27 protein-coding genes and 1 tRNA gene are annotated in these 25,690 nt (G+C 67.3%); 21 read left to right on the top strand and 7 right to left on the bottom strand.

Features of this window, described 5'->3' with window-relative positions; genetic code table 11:
• Positions 1-4 precede the first annotated feature (4 nt).
• The 4 genes from dusA (at position 5) to ACW7G3_RS07265 (ending at position 3,835) form a co-directional block, all read left to right on the top strand.
• A complete protein-coding gene (gene dusA, locus ACW7G3_RS07250; RefSeq protein ID WP_456982012.1) occupies positions 5-1,021 on the top strand; it encodes a tRNA dihydrouridine(20/20a) synthase DusA in 1,017 nt (338 codons plus the stop codon).
• A gap of 217 nt (positions 1,022-1,238) precedes the next feature.
• On the top strand, positions 1,239-1,619 hold the full coding sequence (locus tag ACW7G3_RS07255) for a hypothetical protein (RefSeq protein ID WP_456973988.1): 381 nt from the start codon (positions 1,239-1,241) through the stop codon (positions 1,617-1,619).
• 50 nt (positions 1,620-1,669) lie between these two features.
• Entirely contained in the window at positions 1,670-2,356 is a 687-nt protein-coding gene (locus tag ACW7G3_RS07260; RefSeq protein ID WP_456973986.1) for a response regulator transcription factor, read from the top strand.
• Positions 2,357-2,458: 102 nt separating this feature from the next.
• A complete protein-coding gene (locus tag ACW7G3_RS07265) occupies positions 2,459-3,835 on the top strand; it encodes an ATP-binding protein (protein WP_456982385.1) in 1,377 nt (458 codons plus the stop codon).
• A 123-nt stretch (positions 3,836-3,958) separates the two neighbouring features.
• On the opposite strand, the gene ACW7G3_RS07270 is transcribed toward ACW7G3_RS07265, so the two are convergent.
• Together ACW7G3_RS07270 and ACW7G3_RS07275 are read right to left on the bottom strand one after the other, a co-directional pair.
• Positions 3,959-4,705, bottom strand: a complete 747-nt coding sequence (locus ACW7G3_RS07270) for a M90 family metallopeptidase (protein WP_456982387.1) — start codon at positions 4,703-4,705, stop codon at positions 3,959-3,961.
• A 25-nt stretch (positions 4,706-4,730) separates the two neighbouring features.
• Positions 4,731-5,006: a hypothetical protein gene (locus ACW7G3_RS07275; protein ID WP_456973984.1), complete on the bottom strand. Its 276-nt coding sequence runs from the start codon at positions 5,004-5,006 to the stop codon at positions 4,731-4,733.
• 223 nt (positions 5,007-5,229) lie between these two features.
• Between ACW7G3_RS07275 and birA the strand changes: the two genes are divergently transcribed.
• The 10 genes from birA to ACW7G3_RS07325 all read left to right on the top strand — a co-directional run bounded on the left by birA (position 5,230) and on the right by ACW7G3_RS07325 (position 12,518).
• The gene (gene birA / locus ACW7G3_RS07280; RefSeq protein ID WP_456982389.1) at positions 5,230-6,225 is read left to right on the top strand and encodes a bifunctional biotin--[acetyl-CoA-carboxylase] ligase/biotin operon repressor BirA; all 996 of its coding nucleotides are present in this window, start codon (positions 5,230-5,232) and stop codon (positions 6,223-6,225) included.
• The gene (locus ACW7G3_RS07285; RefSeq protein ID WP_456982013.1) at positions 6,222-6,962 is read left to right on the top strand and encodes a type III pantothenate kinase; all 741 of its coding nucleotides are present in this window, start codon (positions 6,222-6,224) and stop codon (positions 6,960-6,962) included. Before birA ends, ACW7G3_RS07285 begins: the two co-directional genes overlap by 4 nt.
• 17 nt (positions 6,963-6,979) lie before the next feature.
• On the top strand, positions 6,980-7,837 hold the full coding sequence (locus tag ACW7G3_RS07290) for an SPOR domain-containing protein (RefSeq protein ID WP_456973980.1): 858 nt from the start codon (positions 6,980-6,982) through the stop codon (positions 7,835-7,837).
• 85 nt (positions 7,838-7,922) lie between these two features.
• Positions 7,923-7,998, top strand: a tRNA-Thr gene (locus ACW7G3_RS07295).
• A 16-nt stretch (positions 7,999-8,014) separates the two neighbouring features.
• On the top strand, positions 8,015-8,938 hold the full coding sequence (gene rocF / locus ACW7G3_RS07300; RefSeq protein WP_456973978.1) for an arginase: 924 nt from the start codon (positions 8,015-8,017) through the stop codon (positions 8,936-8,938).
• A gap of 151 nt (positions 8,939-9,089) precedes the next feature.
• Entirely contained in the window at positions 9,090-9,245 is a 156-nt protein-coding gene (locus ACW7G3_RS07305) for an entericidin A/B family lipoprotein (protein ID WP_456973976.1), read from the top strand.
• Positions 9,246-9,450: 205 nt separating this feature from the next.
• Positions 9,451-9,648: a CsbD family protein gene (locus ACW7G3_RS07310; protein ID WP_456973974.1), complete on the top strand. Its 198-nt coding sequence runs from the start codon at positions 9,451-9,453 to the stop codon at positions 9,646-9,648.
• A 181-nt stretch (positions 9,649-9,829) separates the two neighbouring features.
• Positions 9,830-11,167, top strand: a complete 1,338-nt coding sequence (locus ACW7G3_RS07315) for a tryptophan--tRNA ligase (RefSeq protein WP_456982014.1) — start codon at positions 9,830-9,832, stop codon at positions 11,165-11,167.
• Positions 11,164-11,472: a hypothetical protein gene (locus tag ACW7G3_RS07320; RefSeq protein WP_456973970.1), complete on the top strand. Its 309-nt coding sequence runs from the start codon at positions 11,164-11,166 to the stop codon at positions 11,470-11,472. Before ACW7G3_RS07315 ends, ACW7G3_RS07320 begins: the two co-directional genes overlap by 4 nt.
• 98 nt (positions 11,473-11,570) lie before the next feature.
• A complete protein-coding gene (locus tag ACW7G3_RS07325) occupies positions 11,571-12,518 on the top strand; it encodes an MBL fold metallo-hydrolase (RefSeq protein ID WP_456982016.1) in 948 nt (315 codons plus the stop codon).
• Between the two features lie 141 nt (positions 12,519-12,659).
• On the opposite strand, the gene ACW7G3_RS07330 is transcribed toward ACW7G3_RS07325, so the two are convergent.
• From ACW7G3_RS07330 to pdhA, 3 genes are read right to left on the bottom strand one after another with little or no spacing between them, the layout of a single operon-like run.
• Positions 12,660-14,048, bottom strand: a complete 1,389-nt coding sequence (locus ACW7G3_RS07330) for a dihydrolipoamide acetyltransferase family protein (RefSeq protein WP_456982018.1) — start codon at positions 14,046-14,048, stop codon at positions 12,660-12,662.
• Positions 14,049-14,105: 57 nt separating this feature from the next.
• Complete coding sequence (locus ACW7G3_RS07335) at positions 14,106-15,101, bottom strand: alpha-ketoacid dehydrogenase subunit beta (protein ID WP_456982019.1); 996 nt, start codon at positions 15,099-15,101, stop codon at positions 14,106-14,108.
• Entirely contained in the window at positions 15,098-16,171 is a 1,074-nt protein-coding gene (pdhA, locus tag ACW7G3_RS07340; protein WP_456982020.1) for a pyruvate dehydrogenase (acetyl-transferring) E1 component subunit alpha, read from the bottom strand. Before pdhA ends, ACW7G3_RS07335 begins: the two co-directional genes overlap by 4 nt.
• 368 nt (positions 16,172-16,539) lie before the next feature.
• Between pdhA and ACW7G3_RS07345 the strand changes: the two genes are divergently transcribed.
• From ACW7G3_RS07345 to ACW7G3_RS07360, 4 genes are all read left to right on the top strand, one after another.
• A complete protein-coding gene (locus ACW7G3_RS07345) occupies positions 16,540-17,400 on the top strand; it encodes a tryptophan 2,3-dioxygenase (RefSeq protein WP_456982022.1) in 861 nt (286 codons plus the stop codon).
• A 15-nt stretch (positions 17,401-17,415) separates the two neighbouring features.
• Complete coding sequence (locus ACW7G3_RS07350) at positions 17,416-18,078, top strand: energy-coupling factor ABC transporter permease (protein ID WP_456982024.1); 663 nt, start codon at positions 17,416-17,418, stop codon at positions 18,076-18,078.
• An 82-nt stretch (positions 18,079-18,160) separates the two neighbouring features.
• Positions 18,161-19,744: an AbgT family transporter gene (locus ACW7G3_RS07355; protein WP_456982026.1), complete on the top strand. Its 1,584-nt coding sequence runs from the start codon at positions 18,161-18,163 to the stop codon at positions 19,742-19,744.
• A 111-nt stretch (positions 19,745-19,855) separates the two neighbouring features.
• Positions 19,856-21,406, top strand: coding sequence for a peptide MFS transporter (locus ACW7G3_RS07360; protein WP_456982028.1), 1,551 nt, complete (start codon positions 19,856-19,858; stop codon positions 21,404-21,406).
• Between the two features lie 32 nt (positions 21,407-21,438).
• On the opposite strand, the gene ACW7G3_RS07365 is transcribed toward ACW7G3_RS07360, so the two are convergent.
• Positions 21,439-21,924 carry a MarR family winged helix-turn-helix transcriptional regulator gene (locus ACW7G3_RS07365; protein ID WP_456982029.1) on the bottom strand — a complete coding sequence of 162 codons (486 nt, stop codon included), beginning with the start codon at positions 21,922-21,924 and terminating at the stop codon, positions 21,439-21,441.
• A 142-nt stretch (positions 21,925-22,066) separates the two neighbouring features.
• On the opposite strand from ACW7G3_RS07365, the gene hppD reads away from it, so the two are divergent.
• On the top strand, positions 22,067-23,128 hold the full coding sequence (gene hppD, locus ACW7G3_RS07370; protein ID WP_456982391.1) for a 4-hydroxyphenylpyruvate dioxygenase: 1,062 nt from the start codon (positions 22,067-22,069) through the stop codon (positions 23,126-23,128).
• A gap of 66 nt (positions 23,129-23,194) precedes the next feature.
• Here the strand turns inward: hppD and ACW7G3_RS07375 are convergent, their stop codons facing one another.
• Complete coding sequence (locus tag ACW7G3_RS07375) at positions 23,195-23,560, bottom strand: DUF5362 family protein (RefSeq protein WP_456982031.1); 366 nt, start codon at positions 23,558-23,560, stop codon at positions 23,195-23,197.
• Between the two features lie 83 nt (positions 23,561-23,643).
• Here ACW7G3_RS07375 and hmgA point away from each other — a divergent pair, with 83 nt between their 5' ends.
• Together hmgA and ACW7G3_RS07385 are read left to right on the top strand one after the other, a co-directional pair.
• Positions 23,644-24,957: a homogentisate 1,2-dioxygenase gene (hmgA, locus tag ACW7G3_RS07380; protein WP_456982033.1), complete on the top strand. Its 1,314-nt coding sequence runs from the start codon at positions 23,644-23,646 to the stop codon at positions 24,955-24,957.
• A gap of 84 nt (positions 24,958-25,041) precedes the next feature.
• Positions 25,042-25,689, top strand: a complete 648-nt coding sequence (locus tag ACW7G3_RS07385; RefSeq protein WP_456982034.1) for a hypothetical protein — start codon at positions 25,042-25,044, stop codon at positions 25,687-25,689.
• Position 25,690: the final 1 nt, after the last annotated feature.

Raw genomic sequence — 25,690 nt, forward strand, 5'->3', positions numbered from 1 at the left:
TGCAGTGACCGCTTCCTTTCCGATCCAACCCGGCTCCGCCTTCCCGCTGTCCATCGCGCCGATGATGGAGTGGACGGATACCCATTGCCGCGTGTTCCACAGGATCCTGGCGCCCAACGCGCTGCTGTACACCGAAATGGTGCACGCCAACGCCGTGATCCATGGCAACCGTGGGCGCCTGCTGGCGATGGATCCCACTGAGCACCCGGTGGCGCTGCAGCTGGGCGGCAGCGATCCGGCGCTGCTGGCCGAGGCGGCGCGGATCAGTGCAGAACACGGCTTCGACGAGGTCAACCTCAACTGCGGCTGCCCGTCCGACCGCGTCCAGGCGGGGCGCTTCGGCGCATGCCTCATGCGTGAGCCGGTGCTGGTAGCCGAGTGCGTGGTGGCCATGCGCGAGGCGGTCGCGGACCTGCCCACCCCGGTGCCGGTCTCCGTGAAGTGCCGGCTGGGCGTGGATGATGACAACGAGTGGGAGCGGTTTGCCGACTTCATCGAGACGGTGGCAGCGGCAGGCTGTGACACTTTCGTGGTGCACGCTCGCAACGCCTGGCTGAAGGGCCTGAGCCCAAAGGAGAATCGCGAGGTTCCGCCGCTGCGCCCGGAGTGGGCGTACCGGCTCAAGCGTGACCGTCCGGAGCTGACCATCTGGCTCAACGGTGGCATTGCCGATCTGGATGCCGCGACAGCCCACCTGGAACACGTGGATGGGGTGATGCTGGGCCGTGCGGCTTACCACGACCCCTACCTGCTGCACCGCCTGCACGCAGCCTGGACCGGCAGTCCGCTGCGAAGCAGGGAGGAGCTGCTGCGCGAGCTGCGTCCGCATGTGGAGGCGCAGCTGGCTGGCGGGCTTGCCCTCAAACACATCGTCCGCCATGTGCTGGGACTGTTTCAGAGCCAGCCCGGAGGGCGTGCGTTCCGCCGGGTGCTCAGCGAAGGCGCGCACCTGCCGGATGCCGGCTGGGCGCTGGTGGAGCAGGCCCTGGATGCCACCCGGCGGAGCGCGTCAGCAGCCTGAATGCACGCGTTTGGCCTGCCGCAACCGGCGACATGTTGCGGAAAGAACCTGATCGGGCAGAATCGGGACAGGTCCTACCTGAACGGGACGGCTCCGTGCCGGGGCGGATTAAGGACGGATTCACCCCGAAAAATCAACAATTTAGGGGCTCCGGGCCTGGCAGGATCCAGGCACGTGCAGCTTGTTTCACCAGCCCATCACAATAATTCTGCTGCCCATGCCACTGTTTTCAACGAAATTGCTGTGGTTGTTGCCGATTGCCGCCGTCCTGCTGCTTGGCCCGCCGGCGCATGCCCAGCGGCTGCACGAGCAGCGGATGGAGCGGCTGGCAGAAGAGCGCGCCCGGCAGCAACAGCCCCAGCCGTCCCGCCAGAAGCAGTCCCCGCGCCGCCAAGCGGAGCGACAGGATTCGATGGCTGATTCGATTCGCCATGTGCGCCAGGCCAATCGCGGCCAGATCCTGAGCGCGGAGCGCATGCACTCGGGCGGGCGCGAGATCAACCGCATCAAGATGGTTGATGACCGGGGCCGGGTGCGGGTCTTCGAAGACGATCCACAACGGCGCCGCAGCCAGCGCTCACGCGGCGATGACGATTGAGTTCAGATACTTGAACAAACGGCCGCAAGGCCCAGTGACTGGAGATAGGAATGCGGATTCTGCTCGTCGAGGACGAAGCCCCACTGCGCGAGACTCTTGCCGCGCGCCTGAAGCGTGAGGGGTTCGCGGTAGACGCCGCCCAGGACGGGGAAGAGGGCCTCTACATGGGCCGTGAGATGCCGTTTGACGTTGGCATCATCGATCTGGGCCTGCCGAAGATGTCCGGCATGGAGCTGATCAAGGCCCTGCGCGACGAAGGCAAGCAGTTTCCCGTGCTGATCCTGACCGCGCGTTCCAGCTGGCAGGACAAGGTGGACGGCCTCAAGCAGGGTGCCGACGATTATCTGGTCAAGCCTTTCCACGTCGAGGAGCTGTTGGCGCGGATCAACGCGCTGGTGCGGCGTGCGGCCGGCTGGAGCAAGCCGCAGCTCGAATGCGGGCCGGTCACGCTTGATCTTGCAGCGCAGACGGTGACGGTGGACGACAAGAACGTTGATCTCACCAGCTACGAGTACAAGGTGCTCGAATACCTGATGATGCATGCCGGCGATCTGGTCTCGAAGGCCGATTTGACCGAGCACATCTACCAGCAGGACTTTGACCGCGACTCCAACGTGCTGGAGGTGTTCATCGGCCGGCTGCGCAAGAAGCTGGACCCGGAAGGCACGCTCAAGCCGATCGAGACCGTGCGCGGTCGCGGCTACCGTTTCGCGATCCCGCGCAACGCCGAAAGCTGAGCGGGCGCCTGATGGCCGGGGTCCGCGCAGGCGGCCCGGCCGGAGTAGGCTGAAGCCATGGGGAACGTCCGGGGATATCGCATGTCGTGGCGACCGCGCTCTCTGCAGGTGCGCCAGTTGCTGGCCGCCAGCGTCGGCCTGGTTGCGTTCCTGGCGCTGGCCGGCTTCGCCCTGGATCGTGCGTTCGTGGATGTGGCCAGCCAGGGCCAGCGCGAACGCCTGCGGGTGTTTGCCGAATTCTATGCGGGCACCATCGAGTTCGCCCGCGACGACACCCTGATCCCGCCCGAGTATCCGCCCGACGAGCGCTTCGAGCGCCCGGGGGGTGACCTGTACGCCGTGGTGGTGATGACCGACTCGCAGTGGCTGTCGGGTTCAGCCCAAGGCCCACAGCTGCCGGACATGCCCCTGCTGGAGGGTGGCCAGGAGCGGATCGACGGGCCGCTGCCGATGACCGACAGCGCCGGTCTGGACGGCGAAGTGGTCCGCTACGGCCGCGGTTTTGTGCTGGTGCGCGAGATGGGCGGGCAGGAAATCGAAACCCCCTTCAGCGTCTACATCATGGAAGACGCCGGAACCCTGCCCACCCAGGTGCAGGTGTTCCGCCAGGCGCTGTGGCGCTATCTGGGTGTGTCCGGGGCGGTGCTGCTGCTGCTGCAGTCCGGCGTGCTGCGCTGGAGCCTGTGGCCATTGCGGCGGGTGATTGACGAGCTGACCCGGGTGCAGCGCGGACAGCTCAACCGCATGGGCGACCTGCACCCGCGCGAGCTGCAGCCGCTGACCGAAAGCATCAACGCCCTGATCGAGAGCGAGCGCCAGAGCCTTGAACACCAGCGCAACACCATGGCCGACCTGGCCCACAGCCTGAAGACGCCGCTGGCGGTGTTGCGCACCCGCCTGGACTCCGATGCCAGCGATGCGGAACTGCGCGAAGATCTGGAAATCCAGCTGCGGCGCATGAACGACCTGGTCGGCTACCAGCTCGGGCGGGCTTCATCACGCGGCCACAAGCTGTTTGCCGCGCCGGTCGAGATCGAGCCGCATGCGGAGCAGATCGTGCGCGGGCTGGAGAAGATCTACGCCAGCAAGGGCGTGCTGTGCGAGTTCGAGATCGACCCGGAGGCGCGCTTCCACGGCGAGCCCGGAGACCTGCAGGAGCTGCTGGGCAACCTGCTTGAGAACGCCTTCAAGTGGGCCAGCTCGCGAGTGCTGCTGACGGTGAAGCCGGGAGCCTCTGCGGCCAATCGTCGGCCTGGCGTGATCCTGGCGGTGGAAGACAATGGCGCGGGTATTCCCCCCGACCGGATCGCGGCGGTGTTGCAGCGTGGTGTGCGCGGCGACGAGCGCGTGCACGGTCACGGTATCGGACTGTCGATCGTGCAGGACATCATTGCCAGCTACCGCGGCGAATTGAACGTGGGTGCCTCCGAAGAGCTGGGCGGTGCCCGCTTCGAAGTCGTCCTGCCCCCGGGCCTGTAGGAGCGCGCCATGCGCGCGAAGCCGCGTGACATCTGGCGGCACACGGGGCGTCGGCTGCCGCTACGTGACCGAAGCGTTGCGGCGTAACTCCGGTTCACGCGGTTTCGCGCGCATGGCGCGCTCCTACAGGGGAGCGAAAGGTGAGGGGCCGTAGAAGCGCTCCAGGTGCGCGGCCACCTCGGGCATTTCGCGGGTCAGGGTGGCCGGATCGCTGAAGTGGTACTCGCTGCACACGGCGAAGAACTCTTCCGGAGCTTCGGCAGCGTAGGCGTCGATGGCGGTTTCCGCCTCGCGCTCCACCTGGACAACGAACGCGTCGAAACTGCGCTGGAAGTCGCGCGCCCACTGCTGCTGCCAGGCGCGCGGCAGCGGCGGCGTGCCGTCGAGCACACCGTCCAGGGCGTCGATCTTGTGGGCCATTTCGTGGACCGCCACGCAGAAGCCGGCACGTGGATCCGCCAGGTCCGACTCCACGTCGGCCCACGAGAGGATCAGCGGGCCGGATTCCCAGGCTTCGCCAATCAGCTCGTCGTCCCACTCATGCATCACGCCGGCGGCGTCGATGTGGGTCCGGTTCACCCGGAATGCGTCCGGGTAGACGATCAGCTCGCGCCAGCCCTGCAGGCCTGCGGGGCCGAACTCCAGCAGCGGCAGGCAGCACAGCGCCGCCAGCTGCATCCGCTGGCTCGGGTCCAGCTGCAGGTCGTTGATGGGGGTGATGGTTTTTTCCGCCAGGAAGCACGCTGCCAGCCGCTGCAGGCGGGCATCACGTTCATCGTCCAGGCGGGCGACCCACGGAGTGCGCGCACGCACTGCGTGCCACAGGGATGGATCCGGGGCTGGGGGTTCGCGGCGCAGGCGCCGGATCAGGCCGAACACGCGCCTGATGCCAGGCTCAGCGGAACATGCCCGGCAGCAGGTTGTGCATGCGTGGGGTGCGAACGCTGTTCTCGGCGTTGCCACCGCGACTTCCGGAAGAAGTCTTGTCCGTGCCGGCGGCCTCGACATCACCCTGGATGCCGGCGATCGACGAGCTGTCGCCGGGCGCCTCAGGGGACATGACGGAAGCACAGTCTCCGCTGCCGTCCGGGCTGGCCACGCTCTCTTCGCTCGCAAGGAGCGGCAGGCTTGCGCTGCAGAACAGCAACAGGATGGCAATGCGGTAAATCATGGTGGTGCCCGGTTGGCGGAATCGGCGGAACCGAAACCTGGAGCGAGCCCCGGACTATAACAGTCAACCACGCGGCTCTGCATGCATGTTTCGTGTTGCATTGCAACACCGTTTGCGGGCGCGGTCCGGCTGAATGGGCGAAGTGGGCGATAGACTCAAGACCCTGGAATTCGCTGCAGCGCCCGCCATGTCTTCATCCCGTCTCCGCTCCGCCCCGGAGCCCCTGTCTGATCGCGCGCTGCTTGAGCGGCTGCGGGCCGGTCCAGTGTCCGGCGATGTCCTGGCCCAGGCCAGCGGGCAGACCCGTGCCGCCGTGTGGAAGCGGATCGAAGCACTGCGCGCCGCCGGCGTGGAGATCGAGGCCAGTCCCGGCCGCGGCTATGCGCTGTCGCGACCGCTGGAGCTGCTGGACGGGCAGAAGATCCTTGAGCAACTGCCGGAGACGGTACGGGCCGAGGTGGTGGAACTCGATGTGGCCTGGCTGATTGATTCCACCAATTCCGAACTGCTCCGCCGGCCCGCTGCGGCGAACGGGGTGCAGGTGCTGCTGGCCGAACGCCAGAGCGGCGGCCGCGGCCGGCGCGGCCGCAACTGGGAGTCACCGCTGGCCGCCAACCTGTACCTGTCGGTAGCCCGCCGGTTCGATGCCGGGCTGGCGCGACTCGGGGGGCTGGGGCTGGTGGCCGGCCTGGCGGTGGCCGAAGCGCTGCACGCCGCCGGGATCGACCAGGTGCGGCTGAAGTGGCCCAACGACCTGGTGGTTCCCGCGCCCGCAGGCGGGCTGCTCAAACTGGGTGGCTTGCTGGTAGAAGGAGGCGGTGAAAACGCCGGCCCCGTCCGCGCCGTCATCGGGGCAGGGCTGAACGTACGCATGCCCGCGCAGACCGCGGCGGACATTGATCAGCCCTGGACCGACCTGCACGCAGTGGCCGGAGATCGGCTTCCCTCCCGCAACCATCTGGTTGCCGGCTGCCTGGCGCGGTTGCTGCCGGCGCTGGTGCAGTTCGATCGCGAAGGGCTGGCGCCGTTCCTGCAGCGCTACGCCGCCTTGGATGTACTGGCCGGGCAGCACGTCGAAGTACACGGCTTCCACGGCATCCGCGAGGGCATCGCCCTGGGTATCGCTGCCGACGGTGCGCTGAGGGTGCAGATGGACGACGGCGAACAGGCCGTGCATGCCGGCGAGGTGAGCATCCGCCCGGGCGGGGTGCGCCGATGAGCCGCTGGCTGTTTGACCTCGGCAACACCCGGCTCAAGCTGGCTCCGATGGACGCGCAGGGGCGAATCGGCGAAGTGCGGGCGATCGGGCATGACGGCAGCGCGTTCGCGCCGGATTGGCAATCGCTGCTGCCGGAGCGGATCGAGTCTGCCGCGGTTGCCAGCGTGGCAGCCGCACCGCTGCGCGCGATCCTGCTGGACGCGTTGTCCGCCCGCAGCGGCAGGATCTCCGTGGCCAGCACGCTTGCCCGCTGCGACGGCGTGCGGGTTGCCTACCCGCGCCCCGAGCGGCTGGGCGTGGACCGGTTCCTCACCCTGCTTGGCGCGCACGCCCGCGGCCCGGGGCCCTGGCTGCTGGTAGGCGTGGGCACGGCGCTGACTATCGACTTGCTGGATGATCGTGGCCGCCACCATGGCGGCCGCATTGCCCCCTCACCGGCGCTGATGCGGCAGGCCTTGCACGCGCGCGCTGCGCAGCTGCCCGATGAAGGCGGCGCCTATGTGGAGTTTGCTGTCGACACCGATGACGCCCTGGCTTCCGGTTGCGAAGGGGCCGCCCTGGCCCTGATCGAACGCAGCCGCACTGTGGCCACGCGCGAGCTGGGGCAGGCGCCCGTGCTGCTGATGCATGGCGGTGGTGCCGGGCCACTGGCGGCGGGCATCGAAGGCGCCTTGCTCGCCCCCCAGTTGGTGCTGGAAGGGCTGGCACGATGGCTGGGGATGGAAGAGTCGTCCTGAACGCCTAGAATCCGGCCATGCATCTGCGCGCACTGATTGTCCTGTTGGCGGTAATGAACCTGGGGGTGGCCCTGTGGTGGGCCGCGCGTCCCGCGCCGGAGCCCACGCCCCTGCCGGAGCTGCCGGCCGATGTGCCGCGCCTGCTGCTGGCGTCGGAAGCCGGCCCCGATGTGCTGGAGGCGGCTGCGCTGGGCGCAGCCCGGGTGTTCGATACCCGATCGACGTTCGCAGGGGCGATGGCCGACGGGATGCCGGCCGGTGAAGACGACGGGGCCGGTGCGCTTGGCGGCGCGGGCAATGACGGCAGGGCCGATGACGTCGGGGCCGATGACGTCGCGGGCAATAACGTCGGGGCCGCTGGCGGCGCGGACAATGACGGCAGGGCCGATGCCGGCGATGTGGATATCGCCGCCGCTCCGGCGCTGGCGTGCTTCAGGCTGGGCCCCTGGCAGCAGGAGGAGCAGCTGGCAGCTGCAAGCACTGCACTGCAGCCACGGGTACAGCGCATCGTGCGGCGCGAAGTGCCGCACGACCCGTCCGGCTGGCGGGTAATGCTGCCGCCGCTGGCCGACCGCGACCAGGCGCAGGCCATGGTGACCCGCCTGGAAGAAGCGGGCTTCAACGACCACTTCATCGTGGGGCAGGGCGACGAGGCCAATGCCATCGCGCTGGGCCGGTTCACCGCCGAGGACAGGGCCCGGCGCCACCAGGCGGCGCTGGGTGAGGCCGGTTTCGAGGTCAGGGTGGAGCCACTGGGCGGAAGCGGCCCGGTGCTGTGGCTGGACGTGGCCGCGGTGCAGCTCGATGCCGAATCCGCGCGCGCTGCGACCCAGGCCGCGCAGGCCACCGCAATCAATTGCGCGCCCCTGCAGTGAAGCCAGGCCCACGGCGCGTTAGAATGCCTGCCTCAGCCGGGGAGGGCAGTCCAGGCGCGGACTGCGCGGCCCTGGCCGGATTCAAGCCGCTTTAGCTCAGTTGGTAGAGCAACCGCCTTGTAAGCGGTAGGTCGTCCGTTCGAGTCGGACAAGCGGCACCAGACCCAGGCGATGATGATGATCAGGAAACATCCTCCCGTTTCGATCTTTGGCGTGCCTACCGATGTGGGCGCCGGGCACCAGGGCACGCGCATGGGGCCGGAGGCCCTGCGCATCGCCGGACTGGCCGAGGCCCTGCGCGGGCGCGGCGTGGATGTGGTCGATCGCGGCAATCTCGATGGTCCCGCCAACCCGTGGCAGCCCCCGGTGGAGGGCTACCGCCATCTGGATGAAGTGGTGGCGTGGAACCGCGCGGTGCGGGAGGCCTCGCTGGCCGAACTGCGCGCCGGACGGATGCCGGTCATGCTCGGCGGCGACCACTGTTTGGCCATCGGGTCGATCTCGGCGGTCGCCGACCACTGCCGGGAGCAGGGCCGTGAGCTGCGCATCCTGTGGCTGGACGCGCATTCGGACTTCAACACCAGCAACGTCACCCCTTCGGGCAACATCCACGGCATGCCGGTGGCCTGTCTGTGCGGCCTTGGCCCGGATGTGCTGACCGGGATCGGCGACCACGTGCCGGCCATCCTGCCCTCGCAGGTCAAACAGATCGGCATTCGCTCCGTGGACCAGGAGGAAAAACGCCTGGTCAAGGAATACGGCCTGGACATCTACGACATGCGCTTCATCGACGAAGTGGGGATGAAGCGCACCATGCAGCAGGCGCTGGCGGATCTGGACGACAACGTGCACCTGCACGTGAGCTTCGACGTGGACATGCTTGATCCATCCATCGCCCCGGGCACCGGCACCCGCGTGCCGGGCGGGCTGAATTACCGCGAGGCGCAGCTGGTAATGGAAATGATCGCCGATACCGGCCGCATGGCCTCGCTCGACATCGTGGAAGTCAGCCCCACGCTGGATATCCGCAACGCCACGGCGGAGCTGGCCGTGGAAATGGTGGAGAGCCTGTTCGGCAAGTCCACCCTCATGCGCGACTGACGCGGCCCCCACGAAGCTGAATGGACCCGGCCGGCAGACTCCTCCGCAGTCAGTGGTTCGCACCGGCTTCACATCAGTCTGGGGTTTCATGGGTCCCACGGGCCACGCTTTCACATCACGCGTTGCCCAACCCCTTACCAAGGAGACATCCATGAAGCGTTTGACTGCACTGCTGCTGCTCGCCCTGTTCACTGCCGGCACGTTCACGGCCTGCAACACCGTTCGCGGTGCGGGTCAGGATGTGCAGAAGGTCGGTGAGAAGGTGGAAGAGGCGGCGGAAGACACCGGGGCCACCGATCCGATCTGATTACCTGATCGGCCGCGCACGACGCGGACAGATGAAGAAAGCCGGCGCAAGCCGGCTTTCTTTTTGCACCACCGCAAGCCGAGTCCCGTCGTTCATGCATGTCAACGCCACACAACGAAACCTTGACCCCGCCTTCAAACCGCCCAACGCAAAGTGCAGGTGCGCGGCAACAACCGCGTCGATCCCCACAACCGAGGTAAGACCCATGAATAAAGACATCATTTCCGGCAAGTGGTCCCAGATGAAAGGCAAGGCGCAGGCCAAGTGGGGCGACCTGACCGACGACGTGTTCGACGTGGCCGAAGGCAACAGCGAATACCTGGCCGGCAAGCTGCAGGAGCAGTACGGCTGGGGCCGTGACCGCGCCGAGCAGGAGGTCAAGGACTTCGAGCGCACGCTCTGATCTTGACGCCCACCGTGAGCGCCAATGGCGCGGACCGCGGGCTTCGGAGTGATGGACGGGGGCCGGCAATGCCGGCCCCCGTGCTGTTCAGAACGCCTGCCCAGAGTGCATGTCCAGAGTGCCTGTGCAGGCGTGCGGCGGCACCGGTTAAACTGCTGGGCCGCCCGTCATACTGCATGCAATGAGCCAACGTCCGCTTCGCGTCCTTACCGGCATCAAGCCCACCGGCGTACCGCACCTGGGCAATTACGTGGGCGCCATCCGCCCTGCGATCACTGCCAGTGAAGCGCCAGGGGTGGAGAGCTTCTTCTTCCTCGCCGACTACCACGCCCTGATCAGCACCCATGACCCGGCCCGCGTGCAGCGTTCCACCCTGGAGGTCGCGGCCAACTGGCTGGCCTGCGGCCTGGATCCGGAGCGGGTAGCCTTCTACCGCCAGTCCGATATCCCCGAGACCACCGAGCTGACCTGGCTGCTGACCTGTGTGGCCGGCAAGGGCCTGCTCAACCGCGCCCACGCCTACAAGGCCGCGGTGGACCGCAACCGCGAGGACGGCGAGGACGACGACGCCGGGGTGACTGCCGGGCTGTTCATGTACCCGGTGCTGATGGCCGCCGACATCCTGCTGTTCAACGCGGACCAGGTGCCGGTGGGCCGCGACCAGATCCAGCACATCGAGATGGCGCGTGATTTCGGCCAGCGCTTCAACCATCTCTACGGCGAGCACTTCACCCTGCCCGAGGCGCTGGTGGAGGAACAGGTGGCCACGCTTCCCGGCCTGGACGGCCGCAAGATGAGCAAGAGCTACGACAACGTGATCCCGCTGTTCGCCCCGCGCGAGCAGCTGCGCAAGGCGGTGTTCTCGATCGTGACCGACTCGCGCGCGCCGGGTGAGCCCAAGGACACTGAAGGCTCGGCGCTGTTCGAGCTGTATCGCGCGTTCGCGAGCGAGGTGGAAACCGCAGCGATGCAGGAGACGTTCGCCGCCGGCATTGCCTGGGGCGAGGCGAAGGAGCGTCTGTTCGAGCGCATTGACGTGGAGGTGGCGCCGCTGCGCGACCGCTACGACGCGCTGGTGGCTGATCCGGCCGCGATTGAGCGCCAGCTGCGCGAGGGCGCGGCACGCCTGCGCGAAGAGGTGGCCGCGCCGCTCCTGCGCGAGCTGCGCTCGGCCGTAGGCCTGCACGACCTGTCGCAGCCGCTGGCCGCGCAAGCAGAGGCCAGGGAAGCGGCGCCTGTTGCACCGCCCCAGTTCAAGCAGTACCGCGAAGATGACGGCCGCTTCTACTTCAAGCTGGTCGATGGCGAACGCCTGCTGCTGCAGAGCGAAGGCCACGAGTCCCCGCGCGGGGCGGGCCAGCTGATTGCCCGGCTCAAGCGCGAGGCCGGTGCCGGCCTGCACCATGTGGAGGAGGGGGGCGTGCACCTGGGCGGTGACCTGATCGGCCGGCTGGGCGAGGCGGTCGCCGTGGAGCAGCTGATGGAGGCGCTCGCCCGCTTTGCCGAGGCCGAGCTTTGAACTCGCTGGTTGAGCTCAACCTGGCGCTGATCCTGTTTGTGCCGTGGTTCCTGATCCTGGGTGCGTTGTTCTGGATCTATCCGCGCCAGCCCCGCGGCCGCGCGCGACGGGTTTACGACGTGCTGGCCCTGCTGCTGGCGATAGTCGCGTTTGCATACAGCCAGTACTGGGCGCTGGAAGTGGCCGATCCGGACTACGGACGCATGTGGGGCCAGATCCTGGCCACGGCGATCGGCTATGCCGTGTACCTGGCGGTGATGACGGCCGCCTTTTTCCTGCGCCCGCGGATCCTTCGCAAACGCTGAGCGCACGCGCCGACTGCGACCAAAGCAGGATCCCTGCTTTGGCTGACGCGGCCTAGACTGACTTCCAGTTCAGCAGATCATTGGAGTTCCAGTCAGGCATGTCTGCCCCGGATGGCATTGTCACGATCGATACCGGCTATGTGCGGCCGGGGTTCTGTGCCGCCTACCTGGTGATCGAAAACGGGCGCGCGGCCTTCATCGACACCGGCACCGGCAAGAGCGTGCCGCGGCTGCTGGCGGCGCTGCAGGAGCAAGGGCTGGAGCCCGCCGACGTGGACTGGGTGATTGCCACCCACGTGCACCTGGACCATGCGGGCGGCGCCGGGCCGCTGATGCAGCAGCTGCCCAACGCCACCTTCGCAGTGCATCCACGGGGTGCGCGGCACATGCGTGATCCCGCCCGGCTGGAGGCCAGCGCGCGGGCGGTCTATGGCGATGAGTACGACCTGCACCACGGGTCGCTCACGCCCATCGCCGAGGATCGAATGCGCATCCTGGCCAGCGGCCAGGTGCTGGATCTCGCCGGCAGGCCGCTGCGCTGCGTGCACACGCCCGGCCACGCCGGGCACCACCTTTCGGTCTGGGATGCGCGCAGCCGCAGCTGGTTCTGCGGCGATACCTTCGGCATCTCCTACCGGGAGCTGGATTCAGACCGCGGTGCCTTCATCGTGCCCAGCACCTCGCCGGTGCAGTTTGATCCGGATGCGTTGCGCGACTCCATCCGCCGGATCCTGGCGGAGGCACCGCAGGCGGTGTACGTGACCCATTACGGCAGGGTGGCGCGTGCACAGCAGTTGGGCACCAGCCTGATCGCCCAGGTGGATGCGATGGTGGATCTGGCCCGCGGACTGGAGGACAGTCCGGAACGGCATGTCCGGCTGCGCCGGGCGCTGTCGCGACTGTACGTGGAACGGGCCCAGAGGCAGGGAATCGACCGCGCCGAACAGCTGGTGCCGGAGCTTCTGGCGATGGATATCGAGCTCAACGCCCAGGGGCTGGGCGTGTGGCTGGACCGCAGCCTCGCCCTCGCACGCGCGCCCCGGTAGGAGCGCGCCATGCGCGCGAGGCCGCGTGAATCCAGGCATCGACCCGTGGCTTCGGCCCATGTAGCTGGAACCGGAGCCACGGCGTGGCGATCAGCGTCACGCGGTTTCGCGCGCGCGGCGCGCTCCTACAGGGCGTGCGGGTCAGTTCGGCAGTGACAGATCGTCCAGCAGCGCCTTGAGGAAGCGGGCGGCTTCGCCGCCGGTGGCGGCGCGGTGGTCGAACGTCAGCGAGATCGGCATGCGGCGGTGCACTTCGATGCCGCCCATCACCGCCACCACGTCGTGGCTCAGCTTGCCCGCGCCCACGATGGCCACGCACGGCGGCACGACCACCGGAGTGGCGTAGCGGCCGGCGAACATGCCGAAGTTGGACAGGCTGATGGTGTAGCCCGACAGCTCGCTGGCGGGAATGCTGCGGTCTTCGACCTGCTGGCGCAGGCGCTGGATGGCCGAGCGCACGCCGGTGGCGTCAAGCACGTCGGCATTGCGCAGGGCCGGCACGAACAGGCCGTCATCGGTGTCCACGGCGATGCCGATGTCCACGTGCGGATGCATGGTGCGGGTCAGGTTCTTGCCGTCGAACCAGGCGTTCAGCGCCGGCACGGCCTTGGCAGCGGTGCAGATGGCGCGGATCAGGCGTCCGGTGATGTCCTGCTTGCCGATCCAGGCGTGCAGGTCGGCATCGTCCACCAGGGTGGTCGGCACCACCTGGCTGTGCGCATCGGCCATAACCCGGGCCATGTTGCGGCGCACGCCCTTGAGCTGCTCCGGCTGGCCGGTGGCGGCGACGCCTGGCGGCTGGGTGCGCATCGGACGGCCGGACTGTGACACGGGGCCACGCTGTGCAGCCGCGGCAGGCGCGGGCGCCGGTGCCTGGGCAGCGCGGTCCACCGGAGCGGCGCCAGCCTTGGCGGTGCCGTCGGCAGCAGCCTTCTTCACGTCGGCCAGGCTGGCCACGCCGTTGGGACCGGTCGCCGTCACCCGGCTCAGGTCCACGCCCAGCTTGCGGGCCATCGCGCGCACGGCGGGCATCGCCTTGACGCCGCCAACGGCCACGGCCTGCTCGGTGTGGACATGGTCGGAGGACTGCATGGCGCCGACCACGGTGCCGGCATCCTGGCGTACCTCGCCCTTGGCCGCGGGCTCGCCTTCGGCCTCGATCGCGCCGCCGTCGTCGGAAGCAACCACGCGGTCATCGGGCGCCGGATCCTGGCTGCCCACGCCCTTGTCGCCGCCGCCGTGATTGTGGCCGGTGTCCTGGCCTTCGGCGCGCTGCGGCATGGAGGGATCCATCTCGAACTCGGCCAGCATGGCGCCGGTGATGATCACGTCACCCGACTCGCCGGACAGCTTCAGCACCTTGCCCGAGACCGGGGAGGGCACCTCGACCACGGCCTTGGCGGTCTCCATGGACACCAGCGGGTCGTCCAGGCGGATGGTGTCGCCTTCCTTGACGCTCCAATCGACGATGGTGGCGTCCGGCAGGCCTTCGCCCAGGTCGGGCAGGAAAAAGGTCTTCTTGTTGCTCATGGCGTTTATCCATAGGGCGGGCCGTGGCCCGCCGACAGGTTGTAGGGTCCGGATGGATCAGCCGTGGGACACGGCGCGCTTGGCTGCTTCGACCACCCGCTCCACGCTGGGCAGGAACTTCATTTCCAGGCGGAACAGCGGGATGTGCGTGTCCGGGCCGGTGACGCGCTCGACCGGGGCGACCAGGTCGAACATCGATTCCTCGGCCAGGCGCGCGGCGATCTCGGCGCCGAAGCCGGCGGTCTTCGGGGCTTCCTGCACGATCACGCAGCGGCCGGTCTTGCTGACCGATTCGGCGATGGTGACGAAGTCCAGCGGGCGCAGGGTGGCCACGTCGATCACTTCGGCGCTGATGCCTTCGGCGGCCAGCTTGTCGGCGGCCTCCAGGGCTTCCTTCACCTGCGCGCCCCAGGTCACCAGGGTCACGTCGGTACCGTCACGCAGCACGTAGCACACGTCCAGCGGCAGGGCTTCGCCGTCGTCCGGCACCATTTCCTTGTACTGGCGGTAGATGCGCTTGGGCTCGAAGAAGATCACCGGATCCGGCTCGCGGATCGCCGACAGCAGCATGCCGTAGGCGCGCTGCGGCGAGGACGGCATGACCACGCGCAGGCCTGGCACGTTGGTGAAGATGGCCTCGTTGGCCTCGCTGTGGTGCTCCGGCGCGCGGATGCCACCGCCCCACGGCACGCGCAGCACCATCGGGCAGGTCAGGCGGCCGCGGGTGCGGTAGCGCATGCGCGCGGCATGGCTGACGATGAAGTCGACCATCGGGTACATGAAGCCGTCGAACTGGGCCTCGGCGATGGGCAGCATGCCCTGGCTGGCCATGCCCACGGTCAGACCGGCGATGGTGGTTTCATCCAGCGGGGTGTCGATGACGCGCTCGCTGCCGAACTCGGAGTGCAGCCCGGCGGTGGCGCGGAACACGCCGCCGTTCACGCCCACGTCCTCGCCCAGCACCACGACGCGCTCATCAACGCGCATTTCGTAGGCCATGGCCTGGGTCAGTGCTTCGATCAGTGTGATCGGATTGGCCTGCGTGGTGCTCATGCCCGGCCCTCCCGCTCGATGGCTTCCTGACGTTGGGCCAGCAGGTCGGCCGGCGGATCGGCATACAGATAGTCGAACATGGCTTCCACCGGCTGCACCGGGGTGCTGAGGTAGGCGTTGATTTCCACGTCCACCTTCTCCTCGCACTCGGCCAGCCAGGCCTTCTCCTCGTCTTCGCTCCACACGCCTGAATCAGTCAGGTACGTGCGCAGCCGGGTCATGGGTTCACGCGTCCAGCCGTCCTTGACCTCGGCCTCGTCGCGGTAGCGGCTGGCGTCGTCGGCGGTGGTGTGGTCGTGCAGGCGGTAGGTCATCATCTCGATGACGGTGCCGCCTTCGCCCTTGCGGGCGCGCTCGGTGGCGCGGCGCATGCCTTCCAGCACGGCGATCAGGTCGTTGCCGTCCAGCTGCAGGCAGTGCAGGCCACCGGCCAGGCCCTTCTGGGCCAGGGTCTCGGCACCGGTCTGGGCCGAGCGCGGCACGGAGATGGCCCAGCCGTTGTTGATCACGCACAGCACCAGCGGCGCCTTGAACGCGCCGGCGGAGTTCACCGCGGCGTAGAAGTCGGTCTTGGACGAGCCGCCATCTCCGCAGCAGGCCACGGCCACGCGGTCCTGGTTGCGCAGCTTGAACGACAGGGCGGCGCCGGCGGCCATCAGGCACTGGGTGGAAATCGGTACGCACCAAGGGTAGTCGTTGCGCGGCACTTCGAAGTCGTTGCCACGCTCGTCCCCGCCCCAGTACATCAGGACGTCGCGGGGCTTCACGCCGCGCATGAACTGCGCGCCGTATTCGCGATAGCTGGGGGCAAAGACGTCTTCGGGCCGCATGGCGGCGCCGATTCCGACGTGGGCGGCTTCGTGGCCAAGGCTGGCGGCATAGGTGCCGAGCTTGCCGGTACGCTGCAGCTTGATGGCTTTGCTGTCGAACGTGCGTACGAACAGCATCTGTTTGAACATGGGCACGAGGGCCTGGGGATCCCGGAATGCTTCGGGCAGTTCGGCAACGAGTTTGCCGTCCTGGCCGAGGTATTGCAGGTATTCGATCTCGAATTTAGCGGCGACAGTCATGGAATCAACGAGTTCGGGACAAGACGGCAATGATAGCTGGTCCGGGTTATGGCGATATTGCGCGGTGCGGCATGACTTCAGGTTCGGAATCTGGTTGGTTTGGGGTTTTGGGGCGCTGGGGGTGGGCACTTTTTTGCTGCGCGGTGATCTGGTGTGCTGTGACTTGAGGGGCCCCGCCGCGGCCGGGAGGCCTTCGCTGCTCATGTCCCCCGGCCTCCGCCTGCGGCGGAGGCCTCCTCCTTTACTTCGCTGCGAAGGCCTCCCGGCCACGGCGGGGCTCGGCTCCGGAGAGGGGGGGGCAACGGTAGGCACCGGGGGGCGTGAACTGGTGTTCGCGTGGCGGCGGGGCACTCGGGTAATCTGCGGGCATGACTGAAGACCGCAATCAGCGCCCGCTTGAAGAGGGCATCCATACCGATCTGGATGGCAGCCTGACCTACGGCGGCTATCTGCGCCTGGATCTGCTGCTGGCTGCCCAGCAGCCGGTGTCGGAGCCGCAGCACCACGACGAGATGCTGTTCATCGTGCAGCACCACGTGTCGGAGCTGTGGCTGAAGCTGATCATCCACGAGCTGCGCGCCGCGCTGGAATACCTGCGCAACGACCAGCGGGGGCCGTGCCGGAAGGTGTTGGCGCGCTGCAAGAAGGTGCTGCACCAGCTGACCGAGCAGTGGTCGGTGCTGGAGACGCTCACCCCGGCCGAATACGCGGAGTTCCGCAACCTCCTCGGCCCGTCCTCCGGTTTCCAGTCCCTGCAGTACCGCACGGTGGAGTTCCTGCTGGGCAACAAGGACGCGGACATGCTGAAGGTGTTTTCCTACGATCCTGCGGGCCAGGCCAGCTTGCGCGCAGCGCTGGAAGCGCCGGGCCTGTACGACGAATTCCTGCGCTACCTTGCCCGTCAGGGACATCCGGTGCCGCAGCGCCATCTGGAGCGGGACTGGACGCAGCCGCACGTTCACGATGACGCGCTGGTGGACATCTTCGCGGCCATTTATGCCGATACCGACGGCTGCTGGCGCGAATACTCGCTGTGTGAAGACCTGGTGGACCTGGAGAGCCAGTTCCAGCTGTGGCGCTACCGGCACATGCGCACGGTGCTGCGGATCATCGGGTTCAAGCGCGGCACCGGGGGCTCGAGCGGCGTCGGCTTCCTGAAGCAGGCGCTGGACCTCAGTTTCTTCCCCGAACTGTTCGATGCCCGCACGCGGATCGGGCAGGGCGGCTGAGTCCGGCTGGCGGCCATGGAAGTCACGCAGCCGAGCCTGCCGTTCTGGGTGCAATCAGTCGCCTGGGCACTGGCGGCGCTGGTGCTGGCCTGGCAGGGGCGGCCGCTGTGGCGGCGCCTGCACGGGGCCGGGCCGGAAGCGGTCCGGGTATTGCTGGTGCTGGCCCTGGTACTGATGGCGGTGCGCTGGTTCAACACCGCGCCGCTGCAGGGGGTGATGCTGCACCTGACCGGGGCCACTATCGCCACCCTGCTGGTGGGCGCGGGCCCGGCGTGCTGGGTGATGGCTGTGGCGAGCCTGTCCGGGGTGCTGATGGGCGCGGCCTGGCACGGCTGGGCGATGGATTTCCTGGTGACCGGTGCGCTGCCGGTGGCGGTGACCGCGGTGTTCTCGCGTGCGGTGCGGCGCTGGCTGCCGCACAACATCGTCGTGTACGTGATGGGCAATGCCTTCTTCGCCGCCGCCGTGGCCATGGCGGCCTCGGTGCTGGCCAAGTTTGCGCTGGTCGCCTGGCTGGGCAGCCGCTCGGCAGCAGCCTATCTGGTGGCCACTCCCCTGCTGGCGCTGGCCGAGGCTTTCCTGACCGGCACGCTGATGGCGGTGATCGTGGTGTACCGGCCGCAGTGGTGCGTGTCGTTTGACGACAAGGTGTACCTGTGGCCGGAGCGGCCGATGTAGCCGCAATGTGGCTATTGGGGGGTACCCGGACGCGCCCGGGCTGCTAGCATGCGGCGGATTCACCTTCAGCCAGGAGTCATGAATGAGCCACCCGGACCCCGATGTCACGCCCGCGCCTCGCGGCGTCGTGACGCGCATGCTCGACGTCGTCGAGCGCGTCGGCAACAGGCTGCCGGATCCGGCGATGCTGTTCCTGATCCTGATGCTGCTGACCTGGGTGGTCTCGGCGGTGATGTCGGGCTGGTCCTTCAGCGAGATCGATCCGCGCACCGGTGATCCGGTGGCGGTCAACAACCTGCTGTCGGGTGCGAGCCTGACCGCGTTCATGGCCACCATGGTGCAGACCTTCGTCAACTTCGCCCCGCTGGGCGTGGTGCTGGTGGCGATGCTGGGGCTGGGCGTGGCCGAGCACACCGGGTTCATCAATGCGCTGCTGCGGGCGATCCTGAGCGTGACCCCGAAAATGCTGCTGACCCCCGCGCTGATTGGCGTGGGCATCCTCAGCCACATCGCGGTGGACGCCGGTTACGTGCTGGTGATCCCGCTGGGCGCGGTGATCTTCTACGCCGCCGGGCGCCATCCGCTGGCCGGCATCGCAGCGGCATTCGCAGGTGTTTCGGGCGGGTTTTCAGCGACCTTCTTCGTTCCCTCCAGCCTTGATCCGATGCTGGCCGGCCTGACCCAGGAGGCGGCGCGGATCTTGGATCCGGGCGCGGAGATCAACCCGCTCAACAACTATTTCTTCACCACCGCATCGACCTTCCTGGTGATCCTGGTGGGCTGGTTCCTGACCGACCGGGTGATCGAGCCCCGGTTGAAAGCGACCAGGGTGGATGGCGATATCGGCGACATGCCGACCATGGAGGCGCTTCAGCCCAACGAGCGGCGCGGCCTGGTGGCGTCGGTGGCGGCGATGGCCGTTGCCATCCTGCTGTTCGTGCTGACCCTGCTGCCGGCGGGCACGCCCTGGGCCGCCGATCCGGCAACGCTCGCCCCGGGTACCCAGCCGCTGCTGGCATTTACCGCGCCGCTGATGCAGTCGATCGTCGCCCTGATCTTCATCTTCTTCCTGATCCCCGGCGTGGTGTACGGCTACGTCGCCGGTACCGTCAAGAGCCATCGCGACATCATCGAAGGCATGAGCAAGTCGATGAGCGGGATGGGTTACTACATCGTCATGGCGTTCTTCGCCGCGCAGTTCATCTATGCGTTCACCCAGTCCAACCTGGGCGTGCTGCTGGCGATCAAGGGCGCCAATGGCCTGCAGTCCATGGGGCTGCACATGTCGTTGATGCTGGTGGGGATCGTGCTGCTGTCCGGAGCGGTGAACCTGCTGATCGGTTCCGCTTCGGCCAAGTGGGCGCTGATCGGCGCGATCCTGGTGCCGATGATGATGCAGCTGGGCATCTCGCCCGACCTGACCCAGGCCGCCTACCGCGTCGGTGACTCGAGCACCAACATCGTCACCCCGCTGCTGCCGTACTTCCCGCTGATCGTGGTGTTCTGCCAGAAGTACGTGAAGTCCGCCGGGGTGGGCACATTGCTGTCATTGATGCTGCCGTTCGCGTTCAGCCTGCTGGTGGTCTGGACCCTGTTCCTGATCGCCTTCTGGGCGCTGGGGATCCCGCTGGGCGTGGGCTCCAGCTATGTGTATCCAGGCACCTGACGGCCGCCGTCGGGTGCGATTTTCCGCAACCCCAACCGCAACCGCAGCCGTCGGTAGTGTAAATTTCCAGTGATGCCCGCGAGGGCCCGCATGTCCGGGAGTATCAGATCCGTGTCCAACAACCCCATCCCTGCCGAAGGCAAGACCTTCTTCGGCCATCCGCGCGGCCTGTTCGTGCTGTTCTTCGCCGAAATGTGGGAACGCTTCTCGTACTACGGGATGCGCGCGATCCTGATTTTCTACCTCATCCAGCACTGGATGTTCTCGGAGGAGAGGTCCTACCTCATCTATGGCGCCTACACGGCGCTGGTGTACATCACCCCGGTGGTGGGCGGCTACCTGGCGGACAGGTACCTGGGCCAGCGCAGGGCGGTGCAGTTCGGCGCGATCCTGCTGGTGATCGGCCATGGATTGATGGCTTTTGAAGGGCCCGGGCCGGCGCAGTATCCGGAACTGACCGCCGCGGACATGCAGAGCGGCATGTTCATCAACATCTTCTGGCTGGCGCTTGCCTTCATCATCATGGGCGTGGGCTTCCTCAAGTCCAGCATCTCGGTGATGGTGGGCCAGCTCTACGGTCAGGGTGACATCCGCCGCGATCCCGCATTCACCATTTTCTACATGGGCATCAACCTCGGTGCCGCGCTCGGCTCGCTGCTGGTGGGTTATCTCGGTCATGCCTGGGGCTGGAACTGGGGCTTCGGCGCCGCCGGTGTGGGCATGCTGCTGGGCCTGGCTGTGTTCGTGTGGGGCCGGCCTACGCTGATGGGCGCGGGTGAGGCTCCCGATCCCGAACGGCTGCGCGAGCGCGTGGCGGGGATTCCGCTGGAATGGCGGGTGTACCTGGGTGGCCTGCTCGGCGTGGTGGTGGTGTGGTTCCTGGTGCAGTACCAGTCAGCCGTCGGCCTGCTGTTGGCCGTTTTCGGTGGTGCGGTGGTGTTGTTCATCGTGCTCACGGCGGTGATGAAGCTCGAGCGGATCGAGCGCCAGCGCATCTTCGCCGCGCTGTTCCTGATCGGCCTGCAGCCGCTGTTCTGGTCACTGTTCGAGCAGGCGGGTTCCTCGCTGAACGTGTTCACCGACCGCTACGTGGACCGGACGATCTTCGGATGGGAGGTGCCGCCGGGCATGTTCCAGTCGCTGAACTCGATCTACATCATCCTGCTTGCGCCGCTGTTCGCGTGGCTCTGGCTTACGCTGGCCAAGCGCAACCTCGAGCCGTCCACCCCGGCCAAGTTCGGGCTGGGCCTGATCCAGCTGGGCATCGGCTTCCTGGTGCTGGTGGCAGGAGTCATGGCCAGCGGCAGCGGCATGACCCCGGTGATCTTCATTTTCCTGATCTACCTGCTGCACACCATGGGTGAGCTGTGCCTGTCACCGGTGGGCCTGTCGGCGATGACCAAGCTGGCGCCGGCGCGTATGGCGGGTTTGATGATGGGTACCTGGTTCCTGGCCAGCGCTGCGGGCAACTTCATCGCCGGCCTGATCGCCCGGGCTACGGCCGGTGGCGGGTCCGAAGAAGGCAGCACCACCCAGGTGGTCGAGGTGTACTCCCAGATCGGCTGGGTGGCCATCGGGGTAGGCGTCGGCGTGATCGTGATTTCGCCGCTGGTGCGCAAGCTGATGCACGAAGATGTGATGGGGAAGGACGGCAGGGTCTGATTCCCCGGGAGCGGGCACCGCCTGGACCGGAGTCAGGGCCGTGAGGCCAGGTCCAGGCGGGTCAGCAGTCGATCAAGCGTCGCCCGCTCTTCTTCATCCAGGCTGGCCAGCAGTTCGCGCTCATAGTCCAAAGCCATGGGCACCACCTGGTCGTAGACATCCAGGCCGGGGCCGCTCAGGCGCAGGACCGAGCGGCGGCGGTCGCTGTCGTGGATGTCGCGCTGGATCAGGCCCGCCTGGGTCAGGCGCGTGACCGCACGACTCACCGCCACCTTGTCCATCGCGGTGCGCTCGGCCACGGCGCTGGCCGACAGCTCCGGATAGCGCCCCAGCACCGCCAGCACCCGCCACTCGGTGATGCTGATGCCAAAGCGCTCCGCATACACGTCGGCGATGGTCTGGCTGATGTGGTTGGAGATCACGCTGAGCCGGTAGGGAAGGAAATGTTCCAGCTTCAGGATGACGCGGCTGGCGTCGGCCTTGCTGCGCCTGCGCGCATCGGAAGGGGGCTTTGCCATGCTGCGCTGCGCCTTGCAAATGGTTACAAGTGAAACTATAACCATAGGTTCGTCCCATTTGCCAGCGTCGCCACGGCGCGCCCGGCCTCAAACACGGAGTTCCCCCATGACTACCCAGACCCAGCAGGGCCCCAACCTCGGCATGGAGGTCACCACCTTCGAAAACCCGATGGGCATCAATGGCTTCGAATTTGTCGAGTTCGCCGCGCCGGCGGGCGAGGGTGCGCGCATGCGCGATTACCTCGGGAAGCTCGGGTTCACCGCGATCGCCAAGCACCGCGAGCGTGAAATCACCCTGTTCCGCCAGGGCACCATCAACTTCCTGCTCAACGAACAGGCGGATTCCTTCGCCTCCGACTTCGCGGCCAACCATGGTCCGTCGGCCTCCGGTTTCGCCATCCGCTTCAAGAAGACCCCGGCCGAAGTGCTCGAGCACGTGCTGGCCAACGGCGGCGAGAAGATGGAGCACAAGGCCGACACCCGCGTGGTCGACTTCCCGGTGATCAAGGGCATCGGCGACTGCATGCTGTACCTGATCGACGACAGCAGCAGCGACGTCTACGCCGACTACGAGCCGCTGCCGGGCGTGGACCAGAACCCGAAGGGCTTCGGGCTGACCTTCATCGACCACCTCACCCACAACCTGTTCCTGGGCAACATGGGCAAGTGGTCGGAGTACTACGAGAAGCTGTTCAACTTCCGCGAGATCCGCTACTTCGACATCAAGGGCGCCAAGACCGGCCTGCTGTCCAAGGCCATGACCGCGCCGGACGGCGTGGTGCGCATCCCGCTCAACGAGTCCAACGACGACAAGAGCCAGATCAACGAGTACCTGCGCGAGTACAAGGGCGAGGGTATCCAGCACATCGCGCTGTTCACCGATGACATCTACGAGTCGGTGGAGAAGATGCGTGAAGCAGGTATCGACTTCCTCGATACGCCTGACGCCTACTTCGACGTGATCGACCAGCGCGTGCCCGACCACGGCGAAGATGTTGAGCGGCTGCGCAAGAATGCGATCCTGATCGATGCCGATCCGGAAACCAAGCAGCGCAAGCTGCTGCAGATCTTCGGCAAGAACGCGTTCGGCCCGATCTTCTTCGAGATCATCCAGCGCAAGGGCAACGAGGGCTTTGGCGAGGGCAACTTCCAGGCCCTGTTCGAGTCGATCGAGCGCGACCAGATGGCGCGCGGCGTGCTCTGACGACCTGCTCTGACACTTGTAAGCCGGGGCCGACCGCTTCAGCGGCACGGCCCCGGCATTCCGGCGTCAGTAGCTGCCGGCAAGACCGGCCAGGCCGGCGAACATGGCGGCCCCGCCGAGCAGCAGCATCAGTGCGAACACGATGAGCGAGATCAGCAGCAGGATGCCCTGGATCATGAAAAACAGGCGCAGCTTGTCGGTTGCCCGGGTTGCAGTGGCCACATCCCCGCTGGCCGAAGCTTCCTCGGCGGCGCCTGCGGCCTGGAACAGCAGTACGCCCAGCCAGATGGGCACCCAGGCCCACAGGATGCCGACGATGGTCAGCACCTGCAGCGCGCCGGTGATGATCATCATGACGCCAAGCAGCTTCATCCACAGCTTGCCGTTCACCAGCGGCGCCATGACGGCTCGCAGATTGTCGTTCGATTGCATTGAAAGCTTCCCCTGAGTGAGTTGAAACCACCGATCGGTGGCGCATTCAGATTAATCGCCAATCGCTGCCAAAGGAACAGACCATGACTGTCGCCGCAAATCCCAAGGGATACATGTCCGGCTTTGGAAACGAATTCGCCACCGAGGCGGTAGCCGATGCGCTTCCGGTCGGTCGCAATTCGCCGCAGCGGGTTGCGCACGGGCTCTACGCCGAACAGCTGACCGGCACCTCGTTCACCGCACCGCGCCACGCCAACCGGCGCAGCTGGCTGTACCGGATCCGCCCGGCGGCGATGCACGGTGAGTTCAAGCCGTTCCACCAGCCGCGCCTGCACGAGGACTTCGGCGATGGCCCGGTCACCCCGGACCAGCTGCGCTGGAACCCGGTGCCGATGCCGGCGGACGACGCTGTCGTGGACTTCGTGGACGGGCTGTTCACCATGGCGGGCAATGGCGGCTCACGCGCCGGCACCGGCGTGGGCGTGCACATGTATGCCGCCAACGCCTCCATGCGCGGGCGGTTCTTCTACAGTGCGGACGGCGAGCTGCTGATGGTGCCCCAGCAGGGCCGGTTGAAGATCGCCACCGAGCTGGGCGTGCTTGAAGTGGAGCCGCAGGAAATCGCGGTGATCCCGCGCGGCGTGCGCTTCCGGGTGGAGCTCCCCGACGGCGCGGCGCGCGGCTATGTGTGCGAGAACTATGGCGCCATGCTGAAGCTGCCGGACCTGGGGCCGATCGGGTCCAACGGCCTGGCCAATCCGCGCGACTTCCTCACCCCGGTGGCGGCGTACGAGGAGGACGAGGGCGATTTCGAACTGATCGCCAAGTTTCAGGGCTACCTGTGGCGGGCCGACATCGGTCACTCGCCCCTGGACGTGGTGGCCTGGCACGGGAACTGCGCGCCGTACAAATACGACCTGCGCCGCTTCAACGCCATCGGCTCGATCAGCTTCGACCACCCGGATCCGTCGATCTTCCTGGTGCTGCATTCGCCCAGCGACACCCCGGGCACCAGCAACATGGACCTGGCGATCTTCCCGCCGCGCTGGCTGGTGGCCCAGGACACGTTCCGGCCGCCGTGGTTCCACCGCAACATTGCCAGCGAGTTCATGGGCCTGATCCACGGCGCCTACGACGCCAAGGCCGAGGGCTTCGCGCCGGGCGGATGCTCGCTGCACAACTGCATGACCGGGCACGGACCGGACGCGGCCACCTTCGAGAAGGCGTCCAGCGCGGACCTGTCCAGGCCGGATGTCATCGAGGATACGATGGCTTTCATGTTCGAGACCCGCGCCGTTCTGCGTCCCACCAGCCAGGCGCTGGCGGCGGACCATCGCCAGCGTGACTACCAGGCCTGTTGGGCGGGACTGCGCCGCCATTTCACCCCGCCCCGCTGACCGGCTTCGCCCGGGGCTGGTTTTCGCGTTGCCTCGACGACGGCCGGGTGACCCTGCGCTGGACCTCCCGACCGGACCATCCGTATGAGTCGCCTGCCCCTGCTGCTTTCCCTGTGCGCCTGCCTGATGCTGTCCGCCTGCGGTCCCGGCGCGCAGCCGCAACCGGCGCCGGCGCCGGAGTCGGAACCGCAGGCCAGCGCTGATCCCGCCGGGGCTGGCCGACCGGCGCAGACGCCCGAGGTCGACGAAGCCGAGGTTCCCAAGTACCCGGCCGATGGCGCCATCGGCTTCCAGGGCTTCGGCATGGCGCCGTTCGGCGCCGATCAGGAAGCCGTGCGCATGGCCTGGGGGCGCGATCTGGGCGATGCCGTGCCGGCCGAGCCCGGCGGCTGCTATTACCTGGCGCCGCATGCGCGCCTGCAGGAGGATCGTGACCGCATCGCCTTCATGGTCGACGGCGACCGCTTCGTGCGGATCGACGTTACCGCGCCCGACATCGAAGCGCCGGGTGGGGGTCGGGCAGGGCTGTCGGCAGACGCGATCCACGGTCTTTACGGCGAGGGCGTCGAAGAGCGTCCGCACAAGTACATCGACGGCGGGCACTATCTGCGCGTTGCCGACCCGGCCGGCGGCGAAGCCGTCCTGCTGTTTGAAACCGGTGCCGACGGACGCAGCACCCGATGGCGGATCGGGCTGCCTCCGCAGATCGACTGGGTCGAGGGCTGCGGCTGAG

Source organism: Luteimonas sp. A478, from assembly GCF_054052025.1.

Coding starts and splice junctions, on each gene's coding strand:
- rocF (WP_456973978.1), top strand. CDS start 8,015: ATGATCAGGAAACATCCTCCCGTTTCGATCTTTGGCGTGCCTACCGAT.
- ACW7G3_RS07330 (WP_456982018.1), bottom strand. CDS start 14,048: ATGAGCAACAAGAAGACCTTTTTCCTGCCCGACCTGGGCGAAGGCCTG.
- ACW7G3_RS07335 (WP_456982019.1), bottom strand. CDS start 15,101: ATGAGCACCACGCAGGCCAATCCGATCACACTGATCGAAGCACTGACC.
- hmgA (WP_456982033.1), top strand. CDS start 23,644: ATGACTGTCGCCGCAAATCCCAAGGGATACATGTCCGGCTTTGGAAAC.
- ACW7G3_RS07285 (WP_456982013.1), top strand. CDS start 6,222: ATGAGCCGCTGGCTGTTTGACCTCGGCAACACCCGGCTCAAGCTGGCT.
- hppD (WP_456982391.1), top strand. CDS start 22,067: ATGGAGGTCACCACCTTCGAAAACCCGATGGGCATCAATGGCTTCGAA.
- ACW7G3_RS07385 (WP_456982034.1), top strand. CDS start 25,042: ATGAGTCGCCTGCCCCTGCTGCTTTCCCTGTGCGCCTGCCTGATGCTG.
- ACW7G3_RS07255 (WP_456973988.1), top strand. CDS start 1,239: ATGCCACTGTTTTCAACGAAATTGCTGTGGTTGTTGCCGATTGCCGCC.
- ACW7G3_RS07260 (WP_456973986.1), top strand. CDS start 1,670: ATGCGGATTCTGCTCGTCGAGGACGAAGCCCCACTGCGCGAGACTCTT.
- ACW7G3_RS07365 (WP_456982029.1), bottom strand. CDS start 21,924: ATGGCAAAGCCCCCTTCCGATGCGCGCAGGCGCAGCAAGGCCGACGCC.
- ACW7G3_RS07310 (WP_456973974.1), top strand. CDS start 9,451: ATGAATAAAGACATCATTTCCGGCAAGTGGTCCCAGATGAAAGGCAAG.
- ACW7G3_RS07290 (WP_456973980.1), top strand. CDS start 6,980: ATGCATCTGCGCGCACTGATTGTCCTGTTGGCGGTAATGAACCTGGGG.
- ACW7G3_RS07355 (WP_456982026.1), top strand. CDS start 18,161: ATGAGCCACCCGGACCCCGATGTCACGCCCGCGCCTCGCGGCGTCGTG.
- ACW7G3_RS07275 (WP_456973984.1), bottom strand. CDS start 5,006: ATGATTTACCGCATTGCCATCCTGTTGCTGTTCTGCAGCGCAAGCCTG.
- pdhA (WP_456982020.1), bottom strand. CDS start 16,171: ATGACTGTCGCCGCTAAATTCGAGATCGAATACCTGCAATACCTCGGC.
- ACW7G3_RS07345 (WP_456982022.1), top strand. CDS start 16,540: ATGACTGAAGACCGCAATCAGCGCCCGCTTGAAGAGGGCATCCATACC.
- ACW7G3_RS07350 (WP_456982024.1), top strand. CDS start 17,416: ATGGAAGTCACGCAGCCGAGCCTGCCGTTCTGGGTGCAATCAGTCGCC.
- ACW7G3_RS07375 (WP_456982031.1), bottom strand. CDS start 23,560: ATGCAATCGAACGACAATCTGCGAGCCGTCATGGCGCCGCTGGTGAAC.
- ACW7G3_RS07325 (WP_456982016.1), top strand. CDS start 11,571: ATGTCTGCCCCGGATGGCATTGTCACGATCGATACCGGCTATGTGCGG.
- ACW7G3_RS07305 (WP_456973976.1), top strand. CDS start 9,090: ATGAAGCGTTTGACTGCACTGCTGCTGCTCGCCCTGTTCACTGCCGGC.
- ACW7G3_RS07315 (WP_456982014.1), top strand. CDS start 9,830: ATGAGCCAACGTCCGCTTCGCGTCCTTACCGGCATCAAGCCCACCGGC.